The sequence below is a fragment of the Kitasatospora sp. NPDC093806 genome (genome assembly GCF_040683335.1).
Lineage (GTDB): Bacteria > Actinomycetota > Actinomycetes > Streptomycetales > Streptomycetaceae > Kitasatospora.
This window is the reverse complement of sequence record NZ_JBFBDO010000018.1, coordinates 57764-71687: the sequence shown is the minus strand read 5'-3', so window position 1 is coordinate 71687 and position 13924 is coordinate 57764. Positions and strand designations below refer to the sequence as shown.

Genomic DNA, 13924 nt, shown 5'->3' with positions numbered 1-13924 from the left:
AGCACCAACGCCATGCGCCGCGCCGTCTGCCCCGGATCGTTCGACCCGATCACCAACGGCCACCTCGACATCATCGAGCGGGCCTCGAAGCTGTACGACGTGGTGCACGTCGCGGTCGCGGTCAACCGCAACAAGCAGGGCATGTTCAGCATCGAGGAGCGGATCGAGCTGATCGAGGAGACCACCGCCCCGTACGGGAACGTGGTGGTCGAGTCGCACCTCGGGCTGCTGGTGGACTTCTGCCGCGAGCGGGACATCCCGGCGATCATCAAGGGCCTGCGCGCCGTCAGCGACTTCGACTACGAGCTGCAGATGGCCCAGATGAACCACGGCCTGACCGGCGTCGAGACGCTCTTCGTGCCGACCTCGCCGACCTACAGCTTCCTCTCCTCGACGCTGGTGAAGGAGGTCGCCTCGTACGGCGGCGACGTCTCGCACCTGCTGCCGGAGACGGTGCACCGCCGGCTGGTCGAGCGGATCGCCGAACGGAGCGCCCAGCAGTAGCGGGGGGTGCCGGTGACCGGGGGTCCGTTTCTGCCGGTCCGTCACGGTTTGTCCGGCAGGTGGCGAGGCGGCCCGGTCCGGGCGTTGTGACCGCGCCCCGCAGTGGCCGTACAGTCTGTATCCCTGCCCTGCGGTGACGTCCACCGCGCCGGGCGCTGCCTCCGCCGGACCGTCGGCGGCACACGGAAAGACGGAGCCCCGTGGACGTGCAGAACAAGGTCGACGAGATCGTGGCCGCCGTCGAGAACGCCCGCTCGATGCCCATGTCGGCCTCCTGTGTGGTGAACCGCGCCGAGCTGGTCGGCCTGCTCCAGGACCTGCGGGCGTCCCTGCCCGCCGAGCTGGCCCAGGCCCAGTCGGTGATGGCCGACCACGAGTCGGTGGTCGCCGACGCCCAGGCCGAGGCCGACCGGATCATCCAGGGCGCGCACGCCGAGCGCGGCTCGCTGATCTCCGACACCGAGGTGGTCCGCCGGGCCCAGGCCGAGGCGGACCGGATCCTCGCCGAGGCCCGCGCCGAGGTGGAGGGCAAGCGCGCCGAGGCCGACGACTACGTGGACAGCAAGCTGGCCAACTTCGAGGTCGTGCTCACCAAGACGCTGGGCGCGGTCGGCCGCGGCCGGACCAAGCTGCGCGGCGACGCGAGCGTCTTCGAGGCCGAGTACGAGGGCGAGAGCGACGGCGAGGAGTTCCGGCCGCAGCGGATCAGCCCGAGCCCCGAGGTCGACGAGTACGTCGACGTGAAGCTCCACACCCTGGAGAACGTGCTCAGCGCGACCCTGGAGGCGGTCGGCAAGGGCCGCGACAAGCTGCTCGGCAAGCGGCCGATCGACGAGCTGGGCGCCTACCTGGCCGCCGCCGACCAGGCGCAGCAGGCCAAGGAGCGGGCCGAGGCGGTCGCCGCCGGCTTCGCCGCCGACGCGGACGGCGCCGAGCTCGCCTGGTACCGCGAGGAGGTACCGCAGCAGCAGACCTGGCCGGAGCAGACCCCGGCCGCGGCCGGCTGGCAGGCGCCCGGCGCGGACCAGTACGCGGCCGCGCAGCAGGGCACCGGCCAGTACGCCGAGGTGTACGGCGGCGGCTACGACCCGGCCGGCGGCCAGGGCGCGGACCCGTACGCGGCGCAGTACGGCGGCTACGAGCAGCAGGGCGGCCAGCAGGGGCAGCACGGCCAGCACGGTCAGCAGCAGGACGGCGGCTACGGCTACCCGGCCCAGCAGCAGGGCTACGCCGCGCAGCAGTACGACGCATGGGGGCACCCCCGGCCGGAGGCTGGGGGAGGTTACCCGCAGCAGCCGGCCAACCCGCCGGCCCCGGTGCCGCAGCAGACGCAGGCGGGGCTGGACGAGACCAGCTTCTTCGACACCAGCATGATCGACATGACCCGCCTCCGGGAGCTCGGCGGCAGGTAGGCCGGGGCACGAAGTTGGGCCTGGCGGGAGACTCGGGTAGTCTGACCACTCCGGCCTCTCCGTGTCGGGCCGTCGGTCTGCCCGCGCTTCGCCCGATGAGCAGCGCCGCGCATCAGTCTTTCTCCAGGAAGTCAGGACACCTTGAACCGCCTCGACCACCGCGACCCGCTCGTGTTCGACACGCACGAGCTCGGCCGTCGCCCGGGCTCGCTGCGCAAGGTGTCCCGCACCCTGGAGGCTCCCGAGGGCCTCGGGATCATCGGCGTGATCGCCGTTCCGGAGAAGAGCGAGATCGCGCTGGAGCTCCGCCTGGAGTCCGTGGTCGAGGGCGTGCTGGTCACCGGCACCGCCGAGACCACGGTCGAGGGCGAGTGCGTCCGGTGCCTGGAGCCCGTCGAGTTCGACCTCGACGTCGACTTCCAGGAGCTGTACTACTACCCGGAGTCCGATGAGCGCCACCGCGCCCGGACCGCCGGAGCCGAGGACCTCGACGAGGACTCGGAAGAAGAGACTTACCGTCTGGAGGGCGACTTCTTCGACCTCCAGCCGGTGCTGCGTGACGCGGTGGTGCTCGCACTGCCGCTGCAGCCGGTGTGCCAGGAAGACTGCCTGGGCCTGTGCTCCGAGTGCGGAGCGCGCCTGAGTGACGACCCGGCGCACCACCACGACGCCGCCGACCCCCGGTGGGCGGCTCTGCAGGGACTCTCCGCCGCCCCCGGCGACGAGGGTGACGGGATCAAGAACAGCGACACCCGTGAGGGTCTCGCCGAGAACCAGGAGAAGTAGCCGTGGCTGTTCCGAAGCGGAAGATGTCGCGCAGCAACACGCGCCACCGTCGGTCCAACTGGAAGGCCGTCGTTCCGGCCCTCGTGGCGTGCGACCGCTGCCACGAGCCGAAGCTGGGCCACATCGCGTGCCCGAGCTGCGGCACGTACAACCGTCGCCAGGTCCTCTCGGTCTGATCGGCGGGGTGTACGGATCGATGTCGGACGGTAACTCATCCCGCAAGGCGGCCACCGCACCGAAGGCTCCTTCGGGCGGCGGAAAGGCCGGCGGGCCGGCTTCGACCGAATACGACGTCCTGGAAGGGCGCCTCGGGTACACACTTGAGCGCGCCCTTCTGGTACGTGCCCTGACCCACCGCTCGTACGCGTACGAGAACGGTGGTCTGCCCACCAACGAGCGCCTGGAGTTCCTCGGCGACTCGGTGCTGGGCCTGGTGGTGACCGACACCCTCTACCGCGTCCACCCGGACGTCCCGGAGGGCACGCTCGCCAAGCTGCGCGCCGCGGTGGTCAACTCGCGCGCGCTCGCCGACGTGGGCCGCGGCCTGGAGCTCGGCATGTTCATCCGGCTCGGCAAGGGCGAGGAGGGCACCGGCGGCCGCGACAAGTCGTCGATCCTCGCCGACACCGTCGAGGCCGTGATCGGCGCCGTCTACCTGGACCAGGGTCTGGACGCGGCCACCGAGTTCGTCCACCGCCTGTTCGACCCGCTGATCGAGGAGTCCTCTCAGCTGGGCGCCGGCCTGGACTGGAAGACCAGCCTCCAGGAGCTCACCGCCTCGGTGGGCATCGGAGTGCCGGAGTACGTGGTCGAGGAGTCCGGTCCGGACCACGAGAAGACCTTCACCGCGGCGGCCCGGGTGGCCGGCGAGGACTTCGGCAGCGGCGTCGGCCGCTCGAAGAAGGAAGCCGAGCAGAAGGCCGCGGAGAGCGCCTGGCGGGCGATCAAGGAGAAGTACGCCGACCGCCTGCCCAGCGGCTCCTGAACGCCCGGTAGCCTTCCTCCTGCAGACTGAAGTCCCGTTCGCAGGAGGCCTGTTCCCGTGCCCGAACTCCCCGAGGTCGAGGTCGTCCGCCGAGGTCTGGCGAACTGGGTCGCCGGGCGGACCGTCGCCGGTGTGGAGGTGCTGCACCCGCGCGCGGTGCGCCGCCAGCCGGCCGGCGCGGCCGACTTCGCGGCCCGGCTCACCGGCACCACGCTCGGCACCGCCCAGCGGCGCGGCAAGTACCTCTGGGTGCCGCTCACCGGCACCGGGGCGGGATTCTCGCTGATCGGCCACCTCGGGATGAGCGGCCAGCTGCTCGTCCAGGACCCCTCGGTGCCCGACGAGACGCACCTGCGGGTGCGGCTGACCTTCGCCGACGGCGGGCGCGAGCTGCGCTTCGTCGACCAGCGGACCTTCGGCGGGCTGGCGGTCGAGGAGGCCGAGGACGGCGACCCGGAGGGCACCCCGGTCTCCATCGCGCACATCGCCCGCGACCCGCTCGACCCCCGGTTCGACGACGCCGCCTTCGCGGCCGCGCTGCGGGCCAAGCGCACCACCGTCAAGCGGGCGCTGCTCGACCAGACGCTGATCAGCGGGGTCGGCAACATCTACGCCGACGAGGCGCTCTGGCGCTCCCGGCTGCACTACGACCGCCCGACCGCGACGCTGACCCGTCCGCAGGCGCTGCTGCTGCTGGCCAACGCCCGGGACGTGATGACCGCGGCGCTGGCCGTCGGCGGCACCAGCTTCGACAGCCTCTACGTCAACGTGAACGGCGAGAGCGGCTACTTCTCCCGCGACCTGGACGCCTACGGCCGCGAGCACGAGCCCTGCCGGCGCTGCGGCACCCCGATCCGGCGGGCCGCCTGGATGAACCGGTCCAGCTACTTCTGCCCCCGCTGCCAGCGGGTGCCGCGGGTGCGCAGCGGGGGCTGAGGGGACGAGCCGGCGCTACTTCCCGGCGAGTTCCGGCTGCGGGTGCTCGGCGTCGGGCAGGCCGCCGTGGGTGTCCTGGCCGAAGTAGGCGACGCCGACCGCCGCGACCACCGCGAGCAGGAAGCCGACGAAGCCGAGCCAGGCCAGCCCGTCCTTGGACGAGTCGCCCAGCCACAGCACGCCGACCGCGCCGGGCAGCACCGTCTCGCCGACCACCAGGGCGGCGGTGGCGCCGTTCACCGAACCGATCTGCAGGGCCACGGTGTGCACGTACATGCCGCCGATGCCGCCGACCAGGATCGCGTACAGGGCCGGGTCGGAGAGCAGGTTGCCGAGGTCGAACGGGTCGACGCCGTTCAGGATGCGCACGCCGACGCCGAGCGCGCCGAAGCCGAGGCCGGAGAGCAGACCGGCGACGATCGCGCCGTTGGCGCCCATCCGGCGCACCAGCAGGCTGCCGCCGACCAGCAGCACGGTGGTGATCGCCAGCAGCCACCAGTGGAAGGCCATCTCGGCGTGGTGGCCGCCCTCCGGCCCGGCCGAGACCGCGAGCAGCACCAGCGCCGAGCAGAGCACGCCGATCGAGGCCCACTCCAGCTGCTTGAGGCGGATGCCGAGCAGCTTGATCGAGAGCACCGCGGTGATCACCAGGTTGGCGCTGATGATGGTCTGCGAGAGGAACAGCGGGAGCAGCCGGGCGGCCAGCGCGCCGAGCCCGAAGCCGATGAAGTCCAGCACCGTGCCGAGGATGAACTCCCAGGTCACGGCGGCCTTGGCGGTGGAGGAGAGGCTGGGGCCGCCGTGTGTGGTGGTGCCGGCGGAGGCGCCCTTGGCGGCCTCCTCGCGGGCGGATCGGCGGGATCCGACGGCCTGGAGGACCGAACCGGTGCCGTAGCAGGCGGAGGCCGCCACGGCGGTGACGAGGCCGATCAACACGCGGGTGCTCCGATCAGGAGGGGAGGAGAGGCAGGAGGATGGGGCGGCGGGGAAAGGTCAAGAGATGGTCATGGGATCGCGGTACGGCCACCACTATGCCTGGTCGCGGAGTACGGTCGGCACGCCCGGGGGAGCCCCCTCAGGGGCGGCCGGGCCAAAGATCATCCCCGAGAAGGGGAGCCACCCCGGCGGACGGTGGGGGTCCCGTGACCGGACCGTACCCGGCTGGTATGCCCTGCCGCGGGGCCCGTGGGGGTAGCGTCGGTGCCATGAGAACCCTTGCTCGACGACCTTCCCGGGGCGCCGGGCCGGTAGGACCGGTCGGACAGGCCCTGGCCCTGGTGGCGGCGCTGCTCGGGCTGCTGCTCCTGCTGGCGCCGGCCGCCTCGGCGGCGGGCGGGCTGGACGACGCGGCCGCCGCGCTCAAGCAGGGCCGGGTGTACGTGGACCCGGCCATGGCGAGCCGGTTCGGCCAGAGCCAGGCCGACGCCCTGACCGAGAAGATCCGCAAGACCGACAAGCCGATCTTCGTGGCGGTGGTCCCGGCCGCCGACCCCTACGGAGCCCGCACCGTCTTCGACGACCTGCGCACCAAGGTCGGCATCACCGGCACCTACGCGATCTGGCGCGGCGACCAGTTCCAGGCCCGCTCCGACAAGGCCGCGCTGCCCAGCGCGAGCGCCGAGCGGATCGCCGGCGCCGCGTTCCGCTCGCACTCCGGCGACATCGACGCCACCCTGAACGACTTCGTCGACACCGCCGCCCCGCAGATCAAGGGGCACGGGGTGAACGGCGACTCGGGCGGCGTCTCCACCGCGGCGGTCGTCGTCCCGCTGGCCCTGCTGGCGCTCGCCGGCACCGGCGTCTTCCTGCTCTTCCGCCGCGCCAAGCGGCGCAAGGAGGAGCAGCGCCGGGCCGAGCTGGAGCAGCTGCGCCGGGTCGTCGACGAGGACATCACCGCGTACGGCGAGGAGCTCGACCGGCTCGAGTTCAGCCCGGGCGCGCCGGACGCCGACGACGTGCAGCGCGGCGACTACACGCACGCGCTGGACTCGTACGAGCGGGCCAAGCGGCTGATGGACGAGGCCAAGGGGCCGGAGGACGTGAAGCCGGTCACCGAGACGCTGGAGGACGGCCGGTTCGCGCTGGCCACGCTGGCGGCCCGGCGGGAGAAGCGGCCGGTGCCGGAGCGGCGTCCGCCGTGCTTCTTCGACCCGCGGCACGGCCCGTCCACGCAGGACGCCGAGTGGGCCCCGGCGGGCGGCGCCGCGCGCACCGTCCCGGTCTGCCGGGCCGACGCGGACCGGCTGGCGGCGGGCCAGGACCCGGACATCCGGACCGTCCCGACCGAGCACGGCCCGCAGCCGTACTGGAACGCCGGCCCGGCCTACGGGCCCTGGGCGGGCGGCTACTTCGGCGGCTTCGGCGGCGGCGGTCTGCTGCCCGGCCTGCTGGTCGGCACCATGCTCGGCTCGATGATGGCCACCCCGGCCTACGCGGCCGGCCCGGTCGACGCGGGCGCCGGCTACGAGGGCGGCGACCAGTCCGGTGCCGACTACAACTCCTCCGACTTCGGCGGCGGCTTCGACAGCGGTGGCGATTTCGGCGGTGGCGGCGACTTCGGTGGCGGTGGCGATTTCGGCGGCGGCTTCTGACGCCGGCCGCCCCGCCCCCCAGGTGCCCCCGTCGGTCAGCGGACCGCCGGGGGCACCTGGGTTTGAGAACGCAACCCTGTGTGGGAGGCTGGCGGGTGTGACCTCCCAGCCGTCCTCCGGTCCGCCCGCCGCACCGACCACCGCACCGATCGCCGCACCGCCGGCCCTGCCGGGGCGGCCGTGCTCGATCGCCGCCGCGCTGCACGTGGTGGGGGAGAAGTGGGCGCTGCTCGCGGTGCGAGAGCTGTTCTACGGGAACCACCGGTTCGACCGGATCGCCCGGAACACCGGGGCGCCGCGCGACCGGCTCACCGCCCGGCTGCGCGCGCTGGAGGAGGCCGGGGTGGTCGAGCGGCGGGCCTACAGCGAACGGCCGCCGCGCCACGAGTACCACCTGACCGAGGCCGGCCGCGACCTCGCCCCGCTCACCCAGGCCCTGCTTGCCTGGGGCGACCGCTGGGTGCTGCCGGAGCCGCCGGTCGCCTTCGAGCACCACCCCGACGGGCACCCGCCGCACCCGTACGACCCGGCCTGGGTCTGCCGGACCTGCGGCGAGCCGGGGGGCGCCGGGGACCTCCGGGCGGAGGTCCGCAGCCCGGGCTGGGCGGCGGAGGGCCCGACGGCGCCGTGACGCGGGCCGCCACCGGGCCGGATAGGGTCGGGGGCATGCACGGTCGCGACGCCCACAGTGACGAGCCGGTCCGGGTCACCGCCTGGGTGCGGGGCAAGGTCCAGCAGGTCGGCTTCCGCTGGTGGACCCGGGCGCGGGCGCTGGAGATCGGTCTGACCGGCTACGCGAGCAACCTGGGCGACGGCCGGGTGCAGGTCGTGGCCGAGGGCCTCGCCGTCGACTGCGAGCAGCTGCTCGCCCTGCTCAGGGGCGCGGACACGCCCGGGCGGGTCAGCGGGGTGACCGAGATCTGGACCGCGGTCGGCGCCGGGTACGCGACCTTCGAGATCCGCTGAGCCCCCGCCCGGACCGGGACCGGCGGCCGCGGACCGTCGCAGATCCAAAACGAGTGGCAACCGACGGTGTCGTACGGTTGCCATCCGGGCAGACTCGTGGTTGACTCCGCATCGAACGATGATCCACGAGCAGCTGGTGGACCCCCCTCCCGGCCGCCCGGCGTGACGACACCGCCAGGCAGGTGACAGGGGCGCGGTAGCGTGCGGTGATCGTGTTGACCCGTACCGTCTTTGGTGAGACGCTGGAAGCCCGCGCACACGACCGCGTTATCCCGGCAGGCGCATGCCCCCGTGAGTCCAGCTCACGGTGGTTGTGCCGTAGTGCCCAGCCAGCACTGCCGGTGCGCGCCGCGCGTGCGTCCCCCTTCCCCCTAGACCTGTACCGTTCCGGTTCGGTCACTCAGCGTGGAGGACCATTCATCATGGCAAAGGCGCTTCTCGGGTACGTCGGCGGCCCCGACCCGCGAATGCTTTCCGAGATGCGACGGCTGCAGCAGCGCGTCCAGGATCTCGAAGCCGAGCTCATTCGGATGCAGGCTGAGAACGACGCTCTCACCGCTGTCGCTGACGAGCACTCGCTGCTCAGCAGCATCGATCTGGATCAGCGGGAGCCGGCTCTCACCTGAGTCCCGCCCGATCTCCCGATCGACGCCGCTGTGCACTGAGCCGCCCCGATAAGGGACGCAGCTTGCAAGGGACGCCCCGCGTGGCGTCCCTTCGTCGTGTCCGCGTCTCGTCGTGTCCGTCTCGTCGTGTCCGCGTCGCCGTGTCCGCGCCCCTTCCGCGTAAAGTCGCGGCGGGAGCCCCGGCCGGCGAGGTGTGAGGAGAGCGGCGCGTGCACCTGAAGAGTCTGACGCTGCGCGGGTTCAAGTCCTTCGCCTCCGCCACCACCCTGCGGTTCGAACCCGGCATCACCTGCGTGGTCGGCCCCAACGGCTCCGGCAAGTCCAACGTCGTCGACGCCCTGTCCTGGGTGATGGGGGAGCAGGGCGCCAAGTCGCTGCGCGGCGGCAAGATGGAGGACGTCATCTTCGCCGGCACCAGCGGCCGCGCCCCGCTCGGCCGCGCCGAGGTCAGCCTCACCATCGACAACTCCGACGGCGCCCTGCCGATCGAGTACGCCGAGGTGACCATCACCCGGACGATGTTCCGCAACGGCGGCAGCGAGTACGCGCTCAACGGCGACACCTGCCGGCTGCTCGACATCCAGGAACTGCTCTCCGACTCCGGCATCGGCCGCGAGATGCACGTCATCGTCGGCCAGGGCCAGCTCGACTCCGTCCTGCACGCCGACCCGATGGGCCGCCGCGCCTTCATCGAGGAGGCCGCCGGCGTCCTCAAGCACCGCAAGCGCAAGGAGAAGGCGCTGCGGAAGCTCGACGCGATGCAGGTCAACCTCAACCGGGCGCAGGACCTGGTCGCCGAACTCCGCCGCCAGCTCGGCCCGCTCGGCCGGCAGGCCCGGATCGCCCGGCGCGCCGCCGGCATCCAGGCCGACCTGCGCGACGCCCGGCTCCGGCTGCTCGCCGACGACCTGCTCGCGCTGCGCCGGGCCGTCGAGGCGGAGATCGCCGACGAGCTGGCGCTGCGCCTGCGCCGCTCCACCGTCGAACAGGAACTGGGCCGGGCGATCCGGCGCGAGGCCGTGCTGGAGGCCCAGGTCCAGCAGCTCGGCCCGGGCCTGGAGGCGGCCCGGCAGACCTGGTACCGGCTCTCCGCGCTGGCCGAGCGCACCCGCGGCACCATCGGACTGGCCGAGGCCCGGGTCCGGCACGCGGCCGCCGGCGGGCAGACCGAGGAGCGGCGCGGCCGGGACCCGGAGGAGCTGGCCCGCGAGGCCGAACGGGTCCGCGAGGAGGAGGCCGCGCTGACCGAGGCCCTGGAACAGGCCCAGGACGCGCTCGACGAGGCCGTCGAGACCAGGAGCGGGCTGGAGCGCGCCCTCGCCGCCGAGGAACGGCGGCTCAAGGACGCCGCCCGGGCGATCGCCGACCGCCGCGAGGGCCTGGCCAGGCTCCAGGGACGGGCCGCCGCCGCCCGCTCCGAGGCGGCGGCCGCCGAGGCCGAGACCGGCCGGCTCGCCGAGGCCCGGGACGAGGCGCTGCTGCGCGCCGGGGCCGCCCGGCAGGAGTACGAGGAGCTGAAGGCCCGGGTCGACGTCGGCGCCGAGCACGGCGAACGGGCCGACACCGCGCACGACACCGCCCGGGACCGGCTCGCCGCCGTCGACCGCGAACTCGCCGCCGCCCGCGAGAGCGCCGGCGCCGCCGAGCGCGAGCGGGCCGCGCTGACCGCGCGGCACGAGGCGCTGGCGCTCGGCCTGCGCCGCAAGGACGGCAGCGGCGCGCTGCTCTCCGCCGGCGACCGGCTGACCGGGCTGCTCGGTCCGGCCGCCGCGCTGCTGCGGACCGCCCCCGGCCAGGAGACCGCCCTCGCGGCCGCGTTCGGCGCGGTCGCGGACGCGGTGGCGGTCGACTCGCCCGGCGCCGCCGCCGAGGCGCTGCGGCTGCTCCGCAAGGAGGACGCCGGCCGGGCCGCCCTGCTGATCGCCGGCGCCCCCGAACCGGACCGCCCCGCCGGGGAGTTGCCGGCCGGCGCCCGCTGGGCCGCCGAACTGGTGGACGCCCCGGCCGGGTTGCGGCCCGCCGTCGACCGGCTGCTGGCCGGGATCGCGGTGGTGGACACGCTCGACGACGCCGTCCGGCTGGTCGCCGCGCACCCCGCGCTGACCGCCGTCACCGCCGACGGCGACCGGTTCGACGCCGGCTCCGCCCACGGTGGCTCCGGCGGCGCGCCCAGCCTGCTGGAGACCCAGGCCGCGGTGGACGAGACCGCCCGGGCGCTCGCCGAACTCGGCGACCGCTGCGCCGAATCGGCCGAACGGCTGGCCGAACTCACCGAACAGCGCCGGGAGGCGGCCGCCGAGCTCGAACAACTCGCCACCCGGCGGCGGCAGCTGGAACGCGAACGGGCCGAGGTCGCCGGCACCCTCGGCCGGCTCGGCGGGCAGTCCCGGGCCGCCGCCGGCGAGGCCGAACGGCTGACCGCCGCGGCTGCCCGCGCCGAGGACGGACTGGCCCGGCTGCTCGCCACCGCGGGGGAACTGGCCGAACGGCTCGCCACCGCCGAGGAGGGCGCCGCCGACGGGGAGGACGAGCCGGACGCCGCCGAACAGCAGCGGCTGGCCGCGGCCGCCACCGCCGCCCGGCAGACCGAGCTGGAGTCCCGGCTCGCCGTGCGCACCCACGAGGAGCGGGTCCGCGCCCTGTCCGGCCGGGCCGACCAGCTGGACCGGGCCGCCCGCGCCGAACGCGAGGCGCGCGCCCGGGCCGCCGAGCGCCGCCGCCGCGCCGAGCACGACGCCGCGGTGGCGACCGCCGTCGCCGCGGGCGCCCGGCAGCTGCTCGCCTGCCTGGAGGTGTCGCTGGCCCGCGCGGACGCCGGGCGGGCCGCCGTCGAGCAGGCGCGCACGGCGCGCGAGACGGAGCTCAGGGACCACCGCGAGCAGGGGCGGGCGCTCAAGGAGGAGCTGGACAAGCTGGTCGACGCCGGCCACCGGGACGAGGTGCTGCGGGCCGAGAAGCGGCTGCGGATCGAGCAGCTGGAGAGCCGCGCGCTGGAGGAGTTCGGCATCGAGGGCGGCGAGCTGCTGGCCTCGTACGGGCCGGACCGGCCGGTCCCGCCGGCGACGCCCGAGGAGGGGCAGGAGCCGGGCGAGCCGTACCCGTACGTCCGGGCCGAGCAGGAGAAGCGGCTGCGCGCGGCCGAGAAGGCGTACCAGCAGCTGGGCAAGGTCAACCCGCTGGCGCTGGAGGAGTTCGCCGCGCTGGAGGAGCGGCACCGCTTCCTCGGCGAGCAGCTCGACGACCTCAAGCGCGGCCGGCGCGACCTGCTCGACATCGTCAAGGACGTCGACCAGCGGGTCGAGCAGCTGTTCACCGCCGCGTACCACGACACCGCCGCCCAGTTCGAGGGCGTCTTCGCCCGGCTCTTCCCCGGCGGCGAGGGGCGGCTGGTGCTCACCGACCCGGACTCCATGCTGACCACCGGCGTCGAGGTGGAGGCCCGCCCGCCGGGCAAGAAGGTCAAGCGGCTCTCGCTGCTCTCCGGCGGTGAGCGCTCGCTGACCGCGGTGGCGCTGCTGGTCGCCATCTTCAAGGCCCGGCCCAGCCCGTTCTACGTCATGGACGAGGTGGAGGCGGCGCTGGACGAGACCAACCTGCGCCGGCTGATCGGGATCATGGAGGAGCTGCGGGAGAGCTCCCAGCTGATCGTGATCACCCACCAGAAGCTGACCATGGAGTCCGCCGACGCCCTCTACGGGGTGACCATGAAGGGCGACGGCATCTCCCAGGTGATCAGCCAGCGGCTGCGCGACGAACACCGCGAGCGCCGGGGCTGATCGTTTCGCCCGCCTGCGGTCCGTCCGGGCCGGGGTCACGGATACTGGACGGGTTATGGAATACGTGATTCTTGCCGTAGTCATCGCGGTGGTCGCCGTCGGCGCGATCGCCGGACTCGTCGTTTCCGGCAGACGACGCCAGCAACTGCCCCCGAAGTCGCAGGCGCCGGTCATCACGGCGCCCCCGACCCCGCGCGAGCCCGCCGTCGGCGAGGAGGCCGCGCCGCCGACCGAGGAGCCGCGCCGCACCGTCGAGGAGGTGCAGCTCCCCACCGCCCCGGAGGCCGAGGCCGCTCCCGCGCCGGCCGAGGTCGTCGAGGCGGTCGAGGAAGCCCCCGTCCTGGAGGTTCCCGAGCCCACCGCCGGCCGCCTGGTCCGGCTGCGCTCGCGGCTCTCCCGCTCGCAGAACTCGCTCGGGAAGGGCCTGCTCGCCCTGCTCTCCCGCGAGCACCTCGACGAGGACACCTGGGAGGAGATCGAGGAGACCCTGCTGACCGCCGACGTCGGCGTGGCTCCCACCCAGGAGCTGGTCGAGCGGCTGCGCACCCGGGTGAAGGTGCTCGGCACCCGCACCCCGGACGAGCTGCGCGGTCTGCTCCGCGAGGAGCTGATCGAGCTGATCGGCACGGACTCCGACCGCACCGTCCACTCCACCAAGCACGAGGAGGGCCCGGCGGTGGTCCTGGTCGTCGGCGTCAACGGCGTCGGCAAGACCACCACCACCGGCAAGCTGGCCCGGGTCCTGGTCGCCGACGGCCGCAAGGTGGTGCTCGGCGCGGCCGACACCTTCCGCGCCGCCGCCGCCGACCAGCTGCAGACCTGGGGCGAGCGGGTCGGCGCGCGCACCGTGCGCGGGCCCGAGGGCGGCGACCCGGCCTCGATCGCGTTCGACGCGGTCAAGGAGGGCATCGCCGAGGGCGCGGACACCGTGCTGGTGGACACCGCCGGCCGGCTGCACACCAAGACCGGCCTGATGGACGAGCTGGGCAAGGTCAAGCGGGTCGTCGAGAAGCACGGCCCGGTGGACGAGGTGCTGCTGGTGCTGGACGCCACCACCGGTCAGAACGGGCTGATCCAGGCCCGGGTCTTCGCCGAGGTGGTCGACATCACCGGCATCGTGCTGACCAAGCTGGACGGCACCGCCAAGGGCGGCATCGTGGTCGCGGTCCAGCGCGAGCTGGGCGTCCCGGTCAAGCTGATCGGGCTCGGCGAGGGCGCCGACGACCTGGCGCCGTTCGAGCCGGGCGCGTTCGTGGACGCGCTGATCGGGGACTGAGCGCCGGGCCCCGGTGCACCGATGAAGGGTCCGCTCCTGTGGGGCGGGCCCTTCGGCGTGCCCGGG

Annotated in this window: 13 protein-coding genes; 12 read left to right on the top strand and 1 reads right to left on the bottom strand. The window is 74.0% G+C overall.

Annotation, left to right across the window (positions count from 1 at the left end):
* Positions 1–12 precede the first annotated feature (12 nt).
* The 6 genes from coaD (at position 13) to mutM (ending at position 4623) form a co-directional block, all read left to right on the top strand.
* Positions 13–504 (top strand): pantetheine-phosphate adenylyltransferase, encoded by a 492-nt coding sequence (gene coaD, locus AB0N76_RS12435; protein ID WP_363556058.1) that lies wholly within the window; start codon positions 13–15, stop codon positions 502–504.
* 200 nt (positions 505–704) lie between these two features.
* Positions 705–1916 (top strand): ATP synthase F0 subunit B, encoded by a 1212-nt coding sequence (locus tag AB0N76_RS12430; protein ID WP_363556056.1) that lies wholly within the window; start codon positions 705–707, stop codon positions 1914–1916.
* A gap of 141 nt (positions 1917–2057) precedes the next feature.
* Entirely contained in the window at positions 2058–2702 is a 645-nt protein-coding gene (locus AB0N76_RS12425; RefSeq protein WP_363556054.1) for a DUF177 domain-containing protein, read from the top strand.
* Between the two features lie 2 nt (positions 2703–2704).
* The gene (gene rpmF / locus AB0N76_RS12420; RefSeq protein WP_030056747.1) at positions 2705–2878 is read left to right on the top strand and encodes a 50S ribosomal protein L32; all 174 of its coding nucleotides are present in this window, start codon (positions 2705–2707) and stop codon (positions 2876–2878) included.
* Between the two features lie 20 nt (positions 2879–2898).
* Entirely contained in the window at positions 2899–3687 is a 789-nt protein-coding gene (gene rnc, locus AB0N76_RS12415) for a ribonuclease III (protein ID WP_363556052.1), read from the top strand.
* 57 nt (positions 3688–3744) lie between these two features.
* Complete coding sequence (gene mutM / locus AB0N76_RS12410) at positions 3745–4623, top strand: bifunctional DNA-formamidopyrimidine glycosylase/DNA-(apurinic or apyrimidinic site) lyase (protein ID WP_363556050.1); 879 nt, start codon at positions 3745–3747, stop codon at positions 4621–4623.
* A 15-nt stretch (positions 4624–4638) separates the two neighbouring features.
* Here mutM and AB0N76_RS12405 read toward each other — a convergent pair whose 3' ends face one another.
* Positions 4639–5559 (bottom strand): hypothetical protein, encoded by a 921-nt coding sequence (locus tag AB0N76_RS12405; RefSeq protein ID WP_363556048.1) that lies wholly within the window; start codon positions 5557–5559, stop codon positions 4639–4641.
* A gap of 269 nt (positions 5560–5828) precedes the next feature.
* Here AB0N76_RS12405 and AB0N76_RS12400 point away from each other — a divergent pair, with 269 nt between their 5' ends.
* The 6 genes from AB0N76_RS12400 to ftsY all read left to right on the top strand — a co-directional run bounded on the left by AB0N76_RS12400 (position 5829) and on the right by ftsY (position 13858).
* Positions 5829–7214, top strand: a complete 1386-nt coding sequence (locus tag AB0N76_RS12400; RefSeq protein ID WP_363556046.1) for a hypothetical protein — start codon at positions 5829–5831, stop codon at positions 7212–7214.
* Between the two features lie 97 nt (positions 7215–7311).
* A complete protein-coding gene (locus AB0N76_RS12395; protein WP_363556044.1) occupies positions 7312–7845 on the top strand; it encodes a helix-turn-helix domain-containing protein in 534 nt (177 codons plus the stop codon).
* 35 nt (positions 7846–7880) lie between these two features.
* A complete protein-coding gene (locus tag AB0N76_RS12390) occupies positions 7881–8180 on the top strand; it encodes an acylphosphatase (protein ID WP_363556042.1) in 300 nt (99 codons plus the stop codon).
* A gap of 422 nt (positions 8181–8602) precedes the next feature.
* Positions 8603–8806 (top strand): hypothetical protein, encoded by a 204-nt coding sequence (locus tag AB0N76_RS12385; protein WP_363556040.1) that lies wholly within the window; start codon positions 8603–8605, stop codon positions 8804–8806.
* 209 nt (positions 8807–9015) lie between these two features.
* Positions 9016–12582 (top strand): chromosome segregation protein SMC, encoded by a 3567-nt coding sequence (smc, locus tag AB0N76_RS12380; RefSeq protein WP_363556038.1) that lies wholly within the window; start codon positions 9016–9018, stop codon positions 12580–12582.
* Positions 12583–12637: 55 nt separating this feature from the next.
* Positions 12638–13858, top strand: coding sequence for a signal recognition particle-docking protein FtsY (gene ftsY, locus AB0N76_RS12375; protein ID WP_363556036.1), 1221 nt, complete (start codon positions 12638–12640; stop codon positions 13856–13858).
* The last annotated feature ends 66 nt before the right edge of the window (positions 13859–13924 follow it).